The sequence below is a fragment of the Ruegeria sp. YTSA072 genome, from assembly GCF_059610285.1.
Window position 1 is genome coordinate 251,707 of sequence record NZ_JBXWNI010000006.1, and the last position, 17,179, is coordinate 268,885.

Here is a 17,179-nt window from a genome sequence, read left to right on the forward strand (position 1 = left end):
CAAGTCTCCTTTCCAAAATGGGGTGGGGCCGGAGTGCCCGGCCCCGATCTGTTATTGTTTGACCACGTTGATGAAGGCGGCGTCGTCGTCCAATGCCAGGCTGGTGTCCAGCGTGACATGGTGGAACCGGGCGGCAGCGAAATCGTCATGGATCGCAAAACCAACCGTATAGGTCTGGCCGGGCTCGAGCGGGACGTCACCCGGCGCGCCCGAGTTCAGCGGCCGGGTAAAGACCACGGTCCACATGCCACCGGACAGGTTCGCCGAGGCGGCGATTTCACCGTCATTGACCACGCGCTGTTCCAGCAGATAGCCGTTTGTCGCGCTGCCATCGGCGTAGACGCGCATCAGGTCTAGATAGGTGCCATCGGCCAGGTACTGCTCGATCTGTGCTTCGGCCTCCAGCTTGTCCCAACCGCCTAGTGCTTTGCCACGGCGGCCTTTGATTTCGACATCCGTGCGGCTTTCGCTGATGTATTTGGTCACGGTGTCCTGCGCGGACATGCGACCTGCGACGTCGCCATTGGCGGCAATCGCATCCGCGCCGGGGTCAAAGGGCATATAGCTGTTGTCGGCGTGGCACGAAGCCCAGCAGCCTACCTGATCACCCAACTCGATTCCGGTGCCGGTGATCATCATGGCGACCTTTATCTGGTTGTCGGGATCCATTTTGCCGCCATCCACGAAGGGTGCAGGGTTGTGGCCTGCATCCGGCCATTGCAGGCGGACATACAGGTTTTCGTCATCATGCGCTGCCTGAACGGTTGCGTCGATTACGCCGCGTTTGCCGGGGATCGGTGTCGGTTCCAATTCGCCGCCTGCAACAATCTTGTTGCCGATCGTGTCCAGCTCTTTGGCGTGGCAGGTCGTACACTGGTCTCCACCTTTGGTCAGAGGGCGAGCGCCGCCGTGGAACTTACCGTTCTGGACCCATTCAAACGAAGCCTGACCGGGGTAGAACAATTTCAAATCGGCGGTGGCAACGGCGTTCCAGTCGATATCCGTGCCGACATCATCACCACCCCCGCTTGCGGGCGCTGCGGCTTCCTCACCGTTGGATTTGGCGCGTTCTTCGGCCACGGCCGCATCCACCGCCGCAGCGATTTGAGCCTGCACGGCTTCATGCTGAGCCTGTTTGGCGGCTTTTTCGGTCTCGGCTTCCGCGGCTTCCTTGGCTTCGATCCGTTCAAGGCTCGCCATATATTCCGGCGGGATCTGACGGATAAAGTCCGGGTTCGGCGCTTCAAGTTCTTCCAGATACTCTTCGTCGGCCCGGTCGCGGGCATCCGAGTGCGCAATCCCCTTGTGACAGTCGATACAGGTCTGGCCCACAGTCATCGCGTTCAGGTGCTGTTGACGCGCGCGGGGTTTCTGGAATTCAGGCATCATCGATTCAAAGTCGTGACAGTTGCGGCATTCACGCGAGTCGGTGGCCTTCATCCGTTCCCACTCATTCATCGCCAGATGCACGCGTTTGGCTTCGAACTTCTCACGCGTGTTGATGGTGCCAACCACCTTGCCGTACAGCTCTTTGGATGCCTTGATCTTGCGGATCATCTTGTGCGTCCAGTCCTTGGGCACGTGACAGTCGGAACAGACGGCGCCCACGCCAGACCGGTTCACGTCATGGATGGTGCCGGTATATTCTTCGTAGACGAAGTCGCGCATCTCGTGACACGAAATACAGAATTCCTTGGTATTGGTTGCTTCCATGGCGGTGTTGAAACCACCCCAGAAGATGATGCCGCCGACAAAGGCTGCGGCAATACCGGCCACGGGCATTCCCCACAGGAAATACCTGCGCCAGATCGGTTTTTTCTTTTCCGGTTCGGAAGTCATGTCCGGGCTCCGTTTTGGCTGTCTTGTCTGGCCTTGGATGGCAGGCCGGTGAGTTTGGCTGAGTGAACAAACGAGGAAAGGGCGGGCGAGGGGCCCGCCCTTTCCGAAGTTGGTTGCGAAACCGTCAGGTGACGTGGTTCGACCGGTTGTAGACGTTGAATTTGCCGGTCGGTGCAAACAGCCCCTTCACGCGGCCGATCTCTTCCAGCGTCTTGGCGTCGTAGATCACGATCTCACCGTTCGCTTCTTTCGAGGTCGAGCGGTTCCACTTGGAAACCCAAACCTCGGAACCGTCCTGGTTGAACTCGAAGTGGACGGCGACGTTACCTTCCTCTTCTGTAATCTGGATCGTCTTCACGATCTCACCGGTTGCCTTGTCGATGACCTGCACCGATTGCTGAACCTCAGGCTCAGGGTGCTTGGTCTGGTCGGCCCAGATATAGTCCGATTCCGGGTGTGTCCGGATGAACAGACCGGGTCCGTCGGTTTCCACTTCGTAGCAGACTTTCCAGGCGTCATCCGGACGACCTTCGGGGTCGTTGCCCCACACGGTAACCGTGCCTTCGCCCAGGTGGGTCGTACCGGCAACCGGGCCACAATTCGGATCATCCCAGTTGGCGCCCGGGCCGGGGTGCGGCAGCGGCGCCGTATCGATCATGGCTTCCAGCTTGTGAGTTTCGGTATCGACCACAACCATCTTGTTCGACGCGTTCGCGGCGATCTGGAAGTAACGGCCGGTTGGATCAAAGAACCCGTCATGCAGGAACTTGGCGCTGTCGATCTTGTCGATCCGCAGGTTATCCAGATCGGAATAATCGACCTGCCACAGCTGGCCGAGTTCCTTCACGGCAACGATCCAAGTCGGTTCGTTCGGAGTTGTGTAGATCGCGGCCACACGGGCCTCCTCCACATAGTCTCCGTCCACGTTGTAGCCTCGGGTCGAGACAACCTTCTTCGGTTCCATCGTTTCGGCATCGACGATTGCGAAATGCGGCGGCCAATAGGCCCCACCGATCACGTATTTACCATCACCAGAAACGGCCACGTCGCGGGCGTCATAGCCAATGGTGACCTCGGCCACGAGCATATTCTCAGGGTTCTGCCACAGGTCGATCTTGGTCATCTTGCCGTCGCGGCCCATGGTGTACCAGAAGCGGCCCGGGTTTTCCGGCTCTTCCAGTTTATGGTGCTCGGACGCTTTCAGAACGTGCACGGCATAGCCTGTCGGAATATGCGCCAGCACTTCTTTGGTGTCGCCGTCGATCACGGCCACCTTTCCCACGTCACGTTCGATAACCACAAAGAAGTTTTCCCAATTGCGGCCATGCAGCGGCTCGCTTGGGTAATCTTCGGGTTCGACATAGACCTTACGGGTCGCCATCATTTGCTCAAGCGACATTTCCGGCGGCTTGGGTGGCTCCATCTGGATGTAGGTCGCCATATTGCTGATCTCGTCCTCAGACATAACGTCTGAGAAGTTGTTCATCCCGCCTTCGGTGCCCCAAGCGATAATTTTTTCGAGCCGTTCCTGTCCTAGTTTGAGGGTGCCGGATTCGGTCACGGTGCCGTCGGCGTTTTTCGTTTCCACCAATGGTTCAAGGCTTTTGCCCGTCGCCCCTTTGCGCAACACGCCGTGACAGCCAGCGCAGCGTTCAAAGTACAATTGTTTTGACGATTCAAAGGCGTCCTTATCAAGGGTTGGCTCTTCGGCGAGTGTCGGAGCAGCGACGCTGCCCAGCAGCATCGCCAAACCGACCCCAAAGGCACGGCCAGTTTTTTTGTAGCTGATTCCAAGTGACATGATCACTCTCCATTTGCTGGTGAGGCAGGGCTAAGGTTGGCCCACCGAAGCCTTCGGCTCCTTGACGAAAGTCAACGGGTGGGGCGTAAACCGGGGTAGAGATGCAAAAATTCACCCAAAAAACCTCAGAAAATCTGTGTTTTAGAGGCATGTTTTCCGCCGTTTTGATTTTGGTTAAGTGCCGCGGACAAGCAGGCTGCTAGGGCTTGGAAAAACGACCTAGGAGAGCAGCCATGCCCGCAGTCATCACCCGTATTTTTGGTGAGGGGTTCCGCGTATTCTTTCTGTCCGCCGGGCTGTATGGCCTTTTTGTCGGACTAGTCTGGGGATTGTGGCTGACGGTACCTTACATGGCGCCGGATTACGGCATGACGCCGCCTATGTGGCATGCGCACGAGATGATCTTTGGCTATGCTACTGCGGCGCTGGGCGGGTTCTTTCTGACGGCGGTGCCGAACTGGACCGGTGCACCTGACGCGCGCGCGCGGTTCATCGCCCTCGCGGCAGGGGTATGGCTGGCAGGCCGGATGGCAATGTGGTTATCCGTGACGTTGCCACCGGTTATGGTTGCCGTGATCGACCTTGCGTTTGTTCCGATCCTTGCAGCCAAGATAGCGACGCAGTTGATTCGTCGGCCGAAACCGCAGAACATGATTTTCTTACTGTTGCTCAGCCTGATCTGGATCGCGGACTTGCTGACTCATTTTGAGTGGATCGGAATGACCGATGACACGTTGCAATCCGGGCTGCGGATGGGTTTGCTGGCGCTCTGCGCGATGATAGCCATTCTGGGAGGACGGATCACGCCGGCTTTTACCCGCAACGCCATGAAGCGCGCCGGGGTGTCTGAGGCTGACTGGCCCGTTTCCGTCGGTGCGCTGAACAAGGCCGGAATGGGATTGTCGCTTATCCTGCCGCTAAGCGTTCTGGCATCAGGTGATTGGGAAATTGCCGGGGCTGTTGCCCTAACGTTGGGCGTTGTGCAAATCCTGCGCATGGCTCGGTGGCGGACAATATGGGCTGCGCGTGAACCGATCCTGCTGGCGCTGCATCTGGGGTTGGGCATGCTGGCACTGGGTCTGATCCTGTGGGGGTTGGCGGTGCTGGGTCTTGGCAATGAGGTTGCCGCCCTGCATGTCCTGGGTATCGGTTGCGTAGGTGGTATGACATTGGCGGTCATGAGCCGCGCCGCGCTCGGACATAGCGGTCGCGCGCTGGTCGCACCCGGACCAATGGTTGTGGCCTATGGATTAATGGCGGCGGCGGCGCTGTCGCGTTGGATCGGGGCCGAGCTGGATTCAGGCTATCTGGTTGCGATGCTGTTGTCGGACGGTCTGTGGGTCACTGCTTTTGCGCTGTATCTGGTTGCGATGTGGCCCGCATTGACAGGACCGCGCGCGAAGCAAGACTAGGTGCTTTAGCGTTTCAAACGATCGAAATCATTCGATCAATGAGCGGCTGTTCTTGATGTGGCGTTGCACCATGTGTCGGACCTGTTTGCCTTTGCTCGGGATCGGACGCGCGGATGGCGGTACAAAATCTTCGGTGGCCAGGGCAGGAAACAGCTCCAGCATTTCTGCCCGGGCTGCAAGTGGCACGGTTCTGAGCGCTTCGGCTCCGGCGAACAGGCTTTCTGATGGGGCGCCTTCGGCAAAGACGATCTCATGCTGTTCGAACAGCATGTGAAAATACTCGACCGACTCTGCGTTTTCCTCGACCGTTATGCCGGGAACGCCAACCAGCGCATGAGCAGCCACCAGAATTTCGCTGGTGTTGAACATTCGGATCGCGATGGCCGAGCGCACCAGCATCCGATGCTGTGGCGATACCAATAAGTCGCGCTGTGGCAGTCCGCTGCCCAATGTTCCAGCCGCGATGCGGATCGGGCGAAGTTTGGGCTTTTCCGACAGCTCCTGGCCCGTCAATGCGCGTGCGCCGATCCAGCGAATACGCTGCGGACCCCTGTCCATCGTCACCACCTCATCCCCGACCGCGAGCGCCTCGATAGGGCGCATGCCATCTGGCGTCTCGATCAGCGTACCCTTTGTGAAACACGGCACAACCGTATCAACCGGAATGTCCGGGCCATTGTCGGTCAATTCGATAATAGTGAGCGTCGTGTTTAGAGGAGGGACGCTGCCGCCAATAAAGCCAAGGAAATAACCCTGCTCAGCGGAGTTGGTATTCATAGACCCGTTGTTGTTGATGTCCCAATCCATGACGCCGATTTCATAAGTATTGCCATCTTCATCACGGACCCGGATGGTGTAATCCCAATCAAACGCGCGCCCAAGATATGTCTGGGTTGGGTCATTGGGAGTTTCATTGGATACGTTATCCCCATCGATGATCGTAAGATCGGCACCGTCGGAAATCGTAATCTGGCTGTATTGAGATATCTGGAATGTAGTATTGACTTGGTAAAGCTGCGCCTGACTGGTCGACATCGTCGAGTCAGAACGGAATGCACCGTAAATATCAATTGCCATCGTTACCCTGACCTTTGTGTGCTTTGCTTCTGCGAGGCCGCGCAAAAGCGTCGCTACTGAGTGCTCACGAAAAAATGTTGCTAAGTCTGGCGACGTTTTTCAAGGCGCTAAAACGGCATTTTGGGGGTATTTAGACCAATTGTAGGTGCAATAGTCTCCCGCAGGCCACACTCGGGTTGGCCTTTTTGTTGCGGGCTCTGGGTGCTTCATCAGCGATGTTTGCCAGTCTTGACTTTCGTTAAGGCACTGCACCGGCCCCACCTGCATGCTGATCTTCACAAGCTAATCTGCGCAAAGGAGAGCGCGATGCGAGAAGTCATGACCAAGAGCATGGCCCGCAATATATTCTATGGCGGGTCCCTGTTCTTTATTCTTATCTTTCTGGCTTTGTCGGCCCATTCCCACTGGTACATCGTGAATTCCGAGAATGCCGCGAATCTTGATGACAGCGTGGTGCGGGGCAAACACGTCTGGGAAAAACACGCCTGTATCAATTGTCACACGATTCTGGGTGAAGGGGCGTACTTTGCCCCAGAGGTCGGTAACGTGATGACCCGGTGGGATGTTCTGGATGATCCGGAATCGGCCTTTGATGCCCTCAAGGGATGGATGGAAGCACAGCCCACAGGCGTTCCCGGTCGCCGACAGATGCCGCAATTCAACCTCAGCGACGAAGAGATCCGCGATCTGACCAACTTCCTGATCTGGACGGACAATATCGACGCTCAGGACTGGCCGCCCAACGAGGCCGGCTGAGAAAGGGAACGGAGCAATGAAATACGAATCCCAAAAAATTGCCTACGCCTACTTTGCCGTAGCGATGGGCCTGTTCGCGATCCAGGTGATCGGCGGTCTGATCGCCGGCTGGATCTATGTATCGCCCAACTTCCTGAGCGAGCTTTTGCCGTTCAACATTGTGCGGATGCTGCACACAAATGCACTGATCGTCTGGTTGATCCTGGGCTTCTTCGGTGCGGCGTACTTCCTGATCCCGGAAGAGGCCGAGCGTGAAATCCATTCGCCCATGTTGGCCTATTTGCAGCTGATCATTCTGGTGGTCGGAACATTGGGCGTGGTGCTGACCTATACCTTCAACCTGTTCGAGGGCAACTGGCTGCTGGGCAAAGAGGGGCGCGAGTTCCTTGAGCAACCCAAATGGGTCAAGGCCGGTATCGTCGTGGCTGCGCTGATCTTCCTTTACAACGTGTCGATGACCGTTCTGAAGGGCAAGAAGACCGCGATCACCAACATCCTGCTGCTGGGCCTTTGGGGTCTGGCGCTGCTGTTCCTGTTTGCCTTCTACAACCCGGGCAACTTGTCCCTGGATAAGCAATACTGGTGGTATGTCGTCCACCTGTGGGTCGAAGGTGTGTGGGAACTGATCATGGCCTCGATCCTTGCCTACCTGATGCTGAAGCTGACCGGTGTGGACCGTGAGGTGGTCGAGAAATGGCTTTATGTCATCGTCGCGGCCGCGCTGTTTTCCGGCATCCTTGGAACTGGGCACCACTACTACTGGATCGGTACCCCCGCGTACTGGCAGTGGATCGGTTCGATCTTCTCGAGCCTCGAAGTGATCCCGTTCTTCGCGATGATGGCCTTTGCTTTCGTCATGGTCTGGAAGGGCCGCAGGGACCACCCCAACAAGGCCGCGCTTTTGTGGTCGCTGGGCTGTGCCACGCTTGCCTTCTTCGGGGCCGGTGTATGGGGCTTTCTGCACACACTGCACGGGGTAAACTACTACACCCACGGCACGCAGATCACCGCCGCGCACGGTCACCTGGCCTTCTACGGTGCCTATGTCTGCCTCAACCTGGCGATCTTCAGCTATGCGATGCCGATCCTGAAGAACCGTGATCCATACAATCAGGTGATGAACATGGGCAGCTTCTGGTTAATGACCAGCGGCATGGTCTTCATGACCTTTGTGTTGACCTTCGGTGGAACCGTGCAAACACACATGCAACGCGTGGTCGGAGACTACTTCATGGACGTGCAAGACCAGATCGCGATCTTCTACTGGATGCGCTTTGGCTCTGGCGTCGTGGTGGTCCTTGGTGCGCTGTTGTTCATCTACTCGGTCTGGGTGCCTCGCAAAGAGATCATCGAGCCGGGCGCAGCTGAAACCCCTGCGGAGTGATGCAAATGGATGGCTCCATTCAAATGGGAACGGGGGCGGCTGACGCCCCCTTCTACCTGCCCCAAAGCGATGAATGCGATGTGTTCACCGCCGCCTATGCCAACAACTTGCCGGTCCTGCTGAAAGGTCCGACAGGCTGCGGAAAAACCCGCTTTGTGGCTCATATGGCCGCGCACCTTGGCCGTCCGCTTTACACAGTGGCTTGCCACGACGATCTGGCCGCGGCCGACCTGATCGGGCGATACCTACTGAAAGGTGGCGAAACCGTCTGGGTCGATGGCCCGCTAACCCGCGCGGTGCGCGAAGGCGCAATCTGTTACCTCGATGAAGTCGTCGAGGCCCGCAAGGACGTGACTGTCGTGCTGCACCCGTTGACCGACGACCGGCGCATCCTGCCGATCGACCGCACAGGTGAAGAGCTTGAGGCTGCGCCTGGTTTCATGCTGGTGGCGTCTTACAACCCCGGTTATCAGAATATCCTGAAAACCCTGAAACCTTCGACCCGGCAGCGGTTTATCTCGCTGGAGTTCGACTTTCCGTCGCCCCAGATGGAGGCCGAAGTTGTCGCCCAGGAAAGCGGTCTGCCGCTGGAGCGTTGCAAACCACTGGTGCGCCTTGCAGGCAAGCTGCGGGGCCTCAAGGGTCAGGATCTGGAGGAAGGCGTTTCCACCCGTCTGGTCGTCTATGCCGCGACGCTGATCGCACAAGGCATGTCCACCGACCGCGCCATCCTTGCCGCAATGATCGAACCTCTGACGGATGACGAGGATATCAAACGCGGGCTCCTCGATCTTGTCACGGCTGTCTTTGGGTGAGGCCGGCCGATGGTCAAGATCGACTTTGAGCCATGGGAACCCGAAGAAACGATCGGGAAACTGTGGCACACCCTCGCCAGCCGCCTTGATGCACCTGAGGTGCACGTAGGAGCCGCGGTCGACCTCTCTGAGGTCGCGGGGCGGCTGGCAGTCCTTTTCCGAGGGCTGGGAGGTAGTCCGGGCGTTGAATTGCGTCCGGTCTCACCCGAGGTTTCTCGTCATCGTTTGAGCTGGCGTCGCCGGCTGGCTACCGAGATTGAATTGATGCCGCGCGCCTCGTTTGATGGCGAGGTTCTGCGCTTGCCAGATCGTCTGGCGGTGTTTCCCGTGCGCGAGGCAAACGGCGCTTTGTATATCTGGCTGGCGGCAGCAGCCGCGCATGCCGGAACACGAATTGACGAAGATGACCCGCTGCGCGCCGATTTGCGAGCGCTGATCGCCGCTCGAAACATGGTCGAGGCGACATTGGAAGGCGCCCCGGGCCTTCACCCGCTTTACACCGAGCTTTGCAGAGGTTTTCTGCTTCAACGTGACACCCCCAACCTTCCGCCTGTCGAGGCGGCTGTCGAAGAGCTGATCCGGCACAGACTGGGCGATCGCGCCGAATTGTCGGAGCAGGCCGAAAACCTGTTGGCGATGGACGATCAACTGACCGCCCCGCGCGGCTATCAACCGATGCGCCCGGTCCCACTGTGGCCCGCACTGCGTGCGGTTGGCTTTTCCGAACACAACGAGGTCGAAAATCCAGACACTGAAGGCCCGCCCGAAGAATCTGGCGAGAAAACTCACCGTGCCCGCCGTCGCAAATCCGATCAGGCGTCCCGCAGCGACAGCTTTATCCTACACAAGTTCGAAGCCATCCTCAGCTGGGCTGAGTTTCTAAACATCAATCGCCGTATCGATGACGATGATCCCGACAACGCCAAAAAGGCTGCCGACGACCAAGAAGAGATTGGCCTTGGACAAATCTCAAAAGCCCCGCCCACCAAGCTGAAACTGCATCTGGACCTCGCCCCTGAGGATGTGAACCGAGAGCGTTTGTCGGGCCGTATCCTCTATCCCGAATGGGATGTGCGTACGGGTCGGTATCTGCCCGATCACGTCAATGTTCTTCTCTCGGATGCAGATATCCGCGAAGACGCGGCGGAGTTTGGCAAGGACCCAGCCACCGCCCGCCGTATCCGCGCGGTCAAGCGCCAGTTCGAGGCGTTGCGCCCCGGTCGTATCATGACGCGCGGCCATCTGGATGGCGACCAACTGGATATCGAGGCCGCCGTACGGGCACAGGTTGATCGCTGCGCAAATGGTGAAGGAACCGAGCGTATCTGGATGCAATCCCGTCCCGAAGCGCGCGACCTTGCCGTCTCGATCCTGCTGGATGTCAGCCGCTCCACTGAAAGCGCCGTCACAGGACGGGCCGTGATCGACATCGCGCGCGAGGCACTGGCCGCGCTGGCCTGGGGCTTGAACGCCTGTGGTGACGATTTCGCCATCCACGCCTTCAGTTCGCTAAAACGCCAACGCGTCTACGTCCAGCGCTGCAAGCGCTTTGATGAGCCGATGGGTACGACTGTCGAACAGCGCATCGCGTCGCTGCGGCCGGGCCATTACACGCGGCTTGGGGCCGCGATCCGCCATTGCTCGGCCGATCTAGCAGGTCAAACCCGAAAGCGGCGGTTGCTGTTGGTCATCACCGATGGCAAGCCTAACGATCTGGACCATTACGAGGGGCACCATGGTATCGAAGATACCTGCATGGCCGTTCGCGAGGCGCGCCGCGCCGGGCATTCGGTGTTCGGTGTGACCATCGACAAAACCGGCAAAAGCTGGTTCCCGCGGATGTTCGGACAAGGTGGGTTTGCGGTCATCCCCGACCCGCACCGCCTGACCATGGCGCTGCCGCAGATCTACCGCCAATTGGTCGGCGCATGAGCGATACCTCCCTGATCGACGAGCTTCCAGGTGAGTTGTTGATGTGGGTGCTCATCATCTCGGAGCTGTTGGTATTCGGGGCAGGCTTGATCGCCTTCATGGCCGTTCGCCTGACCGACCCGGCGGGCTTTGCCGAGGCGCAGTCGCATCTGTATCGCACGGGTGCGGCCTTCAATACAGCAGTGCTGGTCACGTCAGGTTACCTCGCCGCGCAGGCGCTGCACTGGCGCAAGGCGGCACGCCGTGGTGCCGCGCGCCTTGCCTTGATCGGTGCTGCCCTGCTGGGAGTAGTGTTCCTGATCATCAAAGGTGTTGAGTACACGGGAAAAGCGGCGCAGGGGATTACGTTTGAGACCCACCCGTTTTTCATGTTCTACTACCTGCTGACCGGATTTCACGCAGCACATGTGTTGGCAGGGGTGGGTATCCTGCTGCTCGTTGCCTGGCGCGACGATGCACGTAATATCGAGGCTGGCGCTCAGTTCTGGCACATGGTCGACCTGGTATGGATCATGCTGTTTCCCGTGATTTACCTTCTGGGATAGGCACCGTGTCACAGGCTTCATCTTTTTTCAAATGCGCCCGCTGGAGGCTCCCGAACTCACTCCCGCGTGCTTGGCTTACGTTGCTCGCGCTAAGTCTTGTTTCCGCATTGTTGACCATGCTGCCCGTACTACCGGAGCTTCTGGGCGCAGGTATCCTGATCCTCGCGCTGCTCAAAGCCCGCGTTATCCTTGCATTGTATCTGGACCTCGCAAAAAGTCAGGTTTGGCTGCGCGGGTTCACAGCGGTGCTGACCGGCTTTGTGCTCGTCATCTTTTCCCTCTACCTCATGTGATCAAAGAAAAAGCCGCCTTCAAGAGCGGCAAGTTCTCAGGTGCGATTGGGCACCATGGCTATTGAGCTGCCATCGGCATCCGCGCGATCTGGCAGCGGTGCCACAGGGCCGACAGGGCGCTGACCAGATGGTCAATATCCTCGTCCGTATGCACAGGCGAAGGGGTGATCCGCAAACGCTCGGTCCCTTTTGGCACGGTGGGATAGTTGATCGGCTGGATATAGATACCGAACTCTTCCAACAGCGTATCCGAGATGAATTTGCATTTCACCGGATCGCCTACCATCACGGGGATGATATGGCTGGGGTTAGGAAGGTGAGGAATCCCTTCGGCATCCAGTCGGGCACGTACCTGTCCCACGCGTGCTTTTTGAAGATCACGTTCGGTATTCGACTGTTTCAAATGCCGGATCGAGGCCGCAGCACCAGCTGCAATCGCGGGGGGCAGGGCGGTCGTAAAGATGAACCCGCTGGCAAAACTGCGCACGAAATCGCACAGCGCAGCCGAAGCGGCGATGTAACCGCCAACCACGCCGAATGCTTTGCCCAGCGTGCCTTCGATCACGGTCAGCCGGTCCATCAGCCCCTCACGCTCGGCAATGCCACCGCCACGGGGGCCGTAAAGACCAACGGCGTGAACTTCATCCAGATAGGTCATCGCGCCGTACTTGTCGGCCAAATCGCAGATACCTTTGATCGGAGCGATGTCGCCATCCATCGAATAGACAGATTCAAACGCGATCATCTTGGGCGCGTTCGGGGCGGCCGCGGCCAGTTTCGCCTCGAGGTCTTCAAGGTCGTTGTGCTTCCAGATGACCTTTTGCGCGCGCGAATGGCGGATGCCTTCGATCATCGACGCGTGATTCAACGCATCAGAGAAAACGATCAGGCCGGGGATTTTGGCCGCCAGAGTTCCCAGCGCGGCCCAGTTCGAGACATAGCCCGAAGTGAACAGCAGCGCGGCCTCTTTCCCGTGCAGATCGGCCAGTTCATTTTCCAGCAGCACGTGGTCATGTGTTGTGCCCGAGATGTTGCGCGTGCCACCCGCACCTGCACCGCAGCGATCCAGTGCGTCATGCATCGCACCAATCACCTCCGGATGCTGCCCCATGCCCAAATAGTCGTTGGAACACCAGATCCGCACATCTCGCTGCACCGCTCCATCAGTCTGGCGCGCGTTTGGGAAGGCCCCGCAGTGCCGTTGCAGATCTATGAAAACGCGATAGTTTCCTTCATCCCGCAAATCATCAAGGCTCTGGGTGAAAAATCGCTGGTAGTCCATCTCACACACTCCCGGGAATACTGGCTTTGACCTGAGGTTAGGCATGGTGGCGGTGCGATGACATGACAATTGTCAAGTTGTGGCGCAGGAAAAAGCTGGTGCAGAGGATTCAGGTTTGGCATAGCCATAAGGCAACGAATGTACCGGCTGAGAGATTGGCCAGGGAAAAAGGGGGCACTTCTTGGCCCATGAAACACAAAAGGCAATCGCCAGACAGTCGTTATTGCTGAAAAGCCTGCCAGAGCACCATATCGACAAACTGCTTAGCCATGCGATCTGGCGGCGCTACGACCGGGGTGAGACGATCTTTCTGCAGGAGGAAGAGGCCAAGGCCGTACACGTGGTTCTGGCGGGTTGGGTCAAGCTGTTTCGCATGGCGCCCACTGGGGCCGAGGCCGTCGTCAGTGTCTTTACCCGTGGCGAAAGCTTTGGTGAGGCGGTCGCGCTGCGCAATGTGCCTTACCCAGTCTCTGCCGAGGCTGTTTCGGCCTGCGAAATCATGCATATTCCCAGTCCGGTTCTTTTGTCCTTGATGCGCGAAGACCCTGAGATTGGCGTGTCGATCCTGGCTTCGACCTTTACCCATTTGCATTCACTGGTCGCGCAGCTGGAGCAGCTAAAGGCTCAGACCGGCGCACAGAGGGTGGCCGAGTTTCTGCTGAACCTGTCCGACAAAGTGTCTGGCGGCTGCGAAGTCGAGCTGCCTTACGACAAGATGCTGATTGCCGGGCGCTTGGGCATGAAACCCGAAAGTCTGAGCAGGGCGTTTTCGCGACTCAAGCCGGTGGGTGTGAAGATCAATCGCAATCACGCCGAAATCGCGGATATCCAAAGACTGCGTGACTACGCCGAAAGCGACTCGTCCGAAAAGTAGTGCACATTCCGCTTCGGCCGGGTTATTTGCGCAGACATTTCGAGCTATTTGCTAGCGTTTTTTTGCATATTTGTGTATAGTGCCGCCAGTTCTGCCGCTTATTTCGGCGGGGGGTGCAGCATGACACACGACCGCAACGGTGGCCCTGACAGGCCGCCCTTGGTTGCGCTCAGCGTCGCCAAGGTCGCTCTTTCGGTTCGGGCCAAGCTGCTGGTGGCTTTTCTAGGAATAACCGGTCTGCTGGTCTGTTTGGTGTTGTTTGGTCTATATGCCTTGCATCAGGCCAATCTGCGGTCCGAGACGATGATGCGCGATCAGGAGCGTATTGCGTTCTTCAATGACACCCACACAACGATCTCGAACCTGAACACTCATCTTCTGTCTTTGTTCGTTCCGCAGAACCTGAAAGGTCCTTCTCGTCAGGACGGCATTCTGGGGGCTTCAACGCGTTCGATACTTCACGTTTCGGCAGCACTAGAGCGAAACCTTGCCCTTGGTTTTCGCAGTTTCGGACAGCCGGGAATGCCGGATGCGCAGGCGATCGCGAACCTTCGATCTGACCTTCAGGACATTTTACCGGCAATCACTGAACTGCGCCGTCTGAACCGCGAAGGTGATCTGTTAGCTGCCGCGCAACACGGTATCGACCACATGTTCGAGCCGCTGCAAGCCATGCAACGCGAGGCGTATACCGTGGCGCAGGATGTTGAACAGGAAGTGCGCGAACTGGCGCGGACTACAGAACAGGCATATTTGACTTCACGCCTAAGCATCACGGCTGCGGCGATCGCGGCGATTGGGATTGCTCTTTTGTTGGGGTATTCGATTTCGTCGTCCCTGTTGTGGCCGATCGAACGCATCCATGCGGCGCTCAGCAAGCTGTCCCGGGGTGGGTTCGACAACCGGATTACGGTTCCCAATCGGGACGAACTGGGCGAGCTGGCAAACCACGTGAACCAGACCAGCGAAAAACTGGGTGCGCTTTACGGGCAAGTCGAAGTGCAAAAAGCCCAACTGGCCGATTTGAATGCAGCGTTGGAAACTAGGGTCGCCAACCAGATAGAAGAGATCGAGCGCACCAATCGTCTGAAACGTTTCTTGCCGGCGCAGGTGGCAGCGATGATTGTCGGCGCGACGGATGAGGCAGATGTCTTGAGAACCCGTAAGGCCGAGATCACAGTTCTTTTTGCCGATCTGCGCGGGTTCACGGCCTTCGCCGCCGTTGCCAATGCGGATCAGGTTGTCGCGGCCCTGAACGCATTTCACGGCACTTGTGGACCGCTTGTTGAGGCCTGCGGGGGAACGCTGGAGCGGTTTCTCGGCGACGGTTTGATGGTTTTGTTCGGCGCGCCTGTGCCGCTGGATGATGCTGCACAAAAGGCCGTTGATCTGGCCCAGAAGATGCAAGTGGATGTCCGAAAGGCGATGGTCCCATACAGGGCCGGTATAGCGCAGCATGGTCTTGGTCTCGGCATTGGGATCGCAACAGGTGCAGCAACCTTGGGCCGGATTGGTTTTGAGGGTCGTCTGGATTACTCGGCCATCGGGCCTGCGCCCAATCTGGCGGCACGCCTGTGTGAAATCGCCAAGGACGGTCAGGTGCTTGTCTCAAATGCAACTGCGCGTCAGGTCCGGATAGATATGACCCCGGCGGGACCGTTCGATCTGAAAGGCATAGGAACCCGCGTTTCGGCCTTTGAATTGGCGCGTCTGGTCGAAAGCCGGACGGCGCCTCACGTTTGTGCCCCCTATCCCTGACAAATGCAGGGAGTTGCGCCCGTCGTAACTTCAAAAGGCGGGGTCCGGCGGTCATGTGCCAGCGATGAGCGCGCCTGCAATCTACAAGACTGAGCCAACCAAAACGGCTTCAGTGCGCACTCTGAAGACGGCCCAATGGGAACGGCAACTCACCCGACGCGTGGGTCAGCGAGTGTGTTTGACTTAAGGTGAGGGTGACGAACCGACTGTTTGCCGGGGCGCGGTCCTTTTCGTCCTACCTGGCGGATAACTGTCCCGCAAAGCGTTGATTTCGGATGTCGTCCGGGGATGTCTTGTAATGGGCGCGAAAGGCGCGCCCCAAAGCGACGGCAGAAGAAAACCCGGTGGCTGCCGAAATCTCTCGCTGCGACAGATCCGTTGTCCGAAGCAAGGTGTCAGCCCGTTCCAGACGAAGTTCTCTGTACGTTGTCAAAAGCTTTGTGCCGGTTCTGTTCAGGAACCGACGCTGCAACTGTCGGGTAGACGTACCCAGCGCATGCGCCAGATCCGAGATCCGCAATGGCTCTTCAAGATTATCAATCATCGTTTCGATGGCTCGGCGCACTTGTGGATCGGCCTCGGAACGTTGGAAAAGCCGGATTGCAATATGGCTCTTGGCGGTTCTTTTTGGCTCGGACAGGCCGATGTATCCGCGCAGAGTGTCTGCGAGATGCTCTCCGTGATCGATCGAAACGAAATTGGACAACAACCGTAATGCGCTCAACCGGGTCGATGCGCTGTGCAAACGGTTATCATAGGCCATGTGGATACCCGAACCATCTTCGATCAGTCCGATTTCCTGCGCTGCGGCCGTGAAGTTGGGGTGCACCGCGGCGACTGTTTTCTCTGCACGCCCGATTTGAGCAAGCAGCAAAACGGCGCTGCCGACAAGTATTGTGCGCGACGACAGGTTCACAACCTGCGAGGTCCATGATTTCTCAGAGTCATCCAACCGCCAGTTTTCGTGGATATCCCCCCAAAACAGTGCCGTTCGCCCAGACCAATAGAGCGGCCCTCCGACCGGGTCTTTAGCTAACCTGCGAATGTTGATGATGTAAGAATGATGTTCGACCAGCCTGTTCAAGGCATCAAAGAAATCCAGAACGATCTGTGCAGATGCTTCGGTGTCCGCGCCAGAGAGGACAACATCGACGTGATGATTTCTGTTGGGTGTTTGCCTGGCAACGCAGGCTTGCCGTGAACGGGCATTTTTGAGGACATAGTGTTTCATTGTTCCTCCACCTGATGGTCTTCGGCTTTGCCCTTCGGGGCACCGCTCATTTCTTTTGGCCGACCCCCGCTTTTGGCGGGGGTCGACCGTAATTTGCAGCCCGTTTACTCTGCGGCTTCTTCGTAAGCGTCCATTGGTGGGCATGTGCAGATTAGGTTTCTGTCGCCATATGCGTTGTCG

Annotated in this window: 14 protein-coding genes; 9 read left to right on the forward strand and 5 right to left on the reverse strand. The window is 57.9% G+C overall.

The annotated features are described in order from the left end of the window. Positions 1-51: 51 nt before the first annotated feature. Positions 52-1,839, reverse strand: coding sequence for a NapC/NirT family cytochrome c (locus AC2FIB_RS13040; protein WP_496734896.1), 1,788 nt, complete (start codon positions 1,837-1,839; stop codon positions 52-54). 124 nt (positions 1,840-1,963) lie between these two features. Further along, complete coding sequence (locus tag AC2FIB_RS13045; RefSeq protein ID WP_170562301.1) at positions 1,964-3,640, reverse strand: cytochrome D1 domain-containing protein; 1,677 nt, start codon at positions 3,638-3,640, stop codon at positions 1,964-1,966. Positions 3,641-3,873: 233 nt separating this feature from the next. Here AC2FIB_RS13045 and AC2FIB_RS13050 point away from each other — a divergent pair, with 233 nt between their 5' ends. Next, positions 3,874-5,052 (forward strand): NnrS family protein, encoded by a 1,179-nt coding sequence (locus AC2FIB_RS13050; RefSeq protein ID WP_496734894.1) that lies wholly within the window; start codon positions 3,874-3,876, stop codon positions 5,050-5,052. 27 nt (positions 5,053-5,079) lie between these two features. Here AC2FIB_RS13050 and AC2FIB_RS13055 read toward each other — a convergent pair whose 3' ends face one another. Then, a complete protein-coding gene (locus AC2FIB_RS13055) occupies positions 5,080-6,129 on the reverse strand; it encodes a Hint domain-containing protein (protein WP_496734892.1) in 1,050 nt (349 codons plus the stop codon). 306 nt (positions 6,130-6,435) lie between these two features. On the opposite strand from AC2FIB_RS13055, the gene AC2FIB_RS13060 reads away from it, so the two are divergent. From AC2FIB_RS13060 to AC2FIB_RS13085, 6 genes are all read left to right on the forward strand, one after another. Further along, positions 6,436-6,885 (forward strand): c-type cytochrome, encoded by a 450-nt coding sequence (locus AC2FIB_RS13060; RefSeq protein ID WP_496734890.1) that lies wholly within the window; start codon positions 6,436-6,438, stop codon positions 6,883-6,885. A 16-nt stretch (positions 6,886-6,901) separates the two neighbouring features. Further along, complete coding sequence (locus AC2FIB_RS13065; RefSeq protein WP_058274912.1) at positions 6,902-8,269, forward strand: cbb3-type cytochrome c oxidase subunit I; 1,368 nt, start codon at positions 6,902-6,904, stop codon at positions 8,267-8,269. A gap of 5 nt (positions 8,270-8,274) precedes the next feature. Continuing rightward, positions 8,275-9,084 (forward strand): CbbQ/NirQ/NorQ/GpvN family protein, encoded by an 810-nt coding sequence (locus AC2FIB_RS13070; RefSeq protein ID WP_496734888.1) that lies wholly within the window; start codon positions 8,275-8,277, stop codon positions 9,082-9,084. Positions 9,085-9,093: 9 nt separating this feature from the next. Beyond that, positions 9,094-11,016 (forward strand): nitric oxide reductase activation protein NorD, encoded by a 1,923-nt coding sequence (locus tag AC2FIB_RS13075; protein WP_496734886.1) that lies wholly within the window; start codon positions 9,094-9,096, stop codon positions 11,014-11,016. Next, complete coding sequence (locus AC2FIB_RS13080) at positions 11,013-11,561, forward strand: cytochrome c oxidase subunit 3 (RefSeq protein WP_496734885.1); 549 nt, start codon at positions 11,013-11,015, stop codon at positions 11,559-11,561. The genes AC2FIB_RS13075 and AC2FIB_RS13080 overlap by 4 nt, the downstream gene beginning before the upstream one ends. A gap of 116 nt (positions 11,562-11,677) precedes the next feature. Next, positions 11,678-11,854 carry a nitric oxide reductase F protein gene (locus AC2FIB_RS13085; RefSeq protein WP_496734883.1) on the forward strand — a complete coding sequence of 59 codons (177 nt, stop codon included), beginning with the start codon at positions 11,678-11,680 and terminating at the stop codon, positions 11,852-11,854. Between the two features lie 58 nt (positions 11,855-11,912). On the opposite strand, the gene hemA is transcribed toward AC2FIB_RS13085, so the two are convergent. Next, on the reverse strand, positions 11,913-13,136 hold the full coding sequence (gene hemA / locus AC2FIB_RS13090; protein WP_496734882.1) for a 5-aminolevulinate synthase: 1,224 nt from the start codon (positions 13,134-13,136) through the stop codon (positions 11,913-11,915). 181 nt (positions 13,137-13,317) lie between these two features. Here hemA and AC2FIB_RS13095 point away from each other — a divergent pair, with 181 nt between their 5' ends. Both AC2FIB_RS13095 and AC2FIB_RS13100 read left to right on the forward strand, forming a co-directional pair. Then, complete coding sequence (locus AC2FIB_RS13095; RefSeq protein ID WP_496734880.1) at positions 13,318-14,010, forward strand: Crp/Fnr family transcriptional regulator; 693 nt, start codon at positions 13,318-13,320, stop codon at positions 14,008-14,010. A gap of 120 nt (positions 14,011-14,130) precedes the next feature. Further along, positions 14,131-15,768, forward strand: coding sequence for an adenylate/guanylate cyclase domain-containing protein (locus tag AC2FIB_RS13100; RefSeq protein ID WP_496734878.1), 1,638 nt, complete (start codon positions 14,131-14,133; stop codon positions 15,766-15,768). Positions 15,769-16,003: 235 nt separating this feature from the next. Here the strand turns inward: AC2FIB_RS13100 and AC2FIB_RS13105 are convergent, their stop codons facing one another. Further along, a complete protein-coding gene (locus AC2FIB_RS13105; protein WP_496734877.1) occupies positions 16,004-16,999 on the reverse strand; it encodes a helix-turn-helix domain-containing protein in 996 nt (331 codons plus the stop codon). Between the last annotated feature and the right edge of the window lie 180 nt (positions 17,000-17,179).

Bases quoted from the DNA above. Each gene is read 5' to 3' on its own strand.
- AC2FIB_RS13055 (WP_496734892.1), bottom strand. From the start codon at position 6,129: ATGGCAATTGATATTTACGGTGCATTCCGTTCTGACTCGACGATGTCG.
- AC2FIB_RS13075 (WP_496734886.1), top strand. From the start codon at position 9,094: ATGGTCAAGATCGACTTTGAGCCATGGGAACCCGAAGAAACGATCGGG.
- AC2FIB_RS13045 (WP_170562301.1), bottom strand. From the start codon at position 3,640: ATGTCACTTGGAATCAGCTACAAAAAAACTGGCCGTGCCTTTGGGGTC.
- AC2FIB_RS13085 (WP_496734883.1), top strand. From the start codon at position 11,678: ATGCTGCCCGTACTACCGGAGCTTCTGGGCGCAGGTATCCTGATCCTC.
- AC2FIB_RS13070 (WP_496734888.1), top strand. From the start codon at position 8,275: ATGGATGGCTCCATTCAAATGGGAACGGGGGCGGCTGACGCCCCCTTC.
- AC2FIB_RS13050 (WP_496734894.1), top strand. From the start codon at position 3,874: ATGCCCGCAGTCATCACCCGTATTTTTGGTGAGGGGTTCCGCGTATTC.
- AC2FIB_RS13060 (WP_496734890.1), top strand. From the start codon at position 6,436: ATGCGAGAAGTCATGACCAAGAGCATGGCCCGCAATATATTCTATGGC.
- AC2FIB_RS13100 (WP_496734878.1), top strand. From the start codon at position 14,131: ATGACACACGACCGCAACGGTGGCCCTGACAGGCCGCCCTTGGTTGCG.
- AC2FIB_RS13080 (WP_496734885.1), top strand. From the start codon at position 11,013: ATGAGCGATACCTCCCTGATCGACGAGCTTCCAGGTGAGTTGTTGATG.
- AC2FIB_RS13065 (WP_058274912.1), top strand. From the start codon at position 6,902: ATGAAATACGAATCCCAAAAAATTGCCTACGCCTACTTTGCCGTAGCG.
- AC2FIB_RS13105 (WP_496734877.1), bottom strand. From the start codon at position 16,999: ATGAAACACTATGTCCTCAAAAATGCCCGTTCACGGCAAGCCTGCGTT.
- AC2FIB_RS13040 (WP_496734896.1), bottom strand. From the start codon at position 1,839: ATGACTTCCGAACCGGAAAAGAAAAAACCGATCTGGCGCAGGTATTTC.
- hemA (WP_496734882.1), bottom strand. From the start codon at position 13,136: ATGGACTACCAGCGATTTTTCACCCAGAGCCTTGATGATTTGCGGGAT.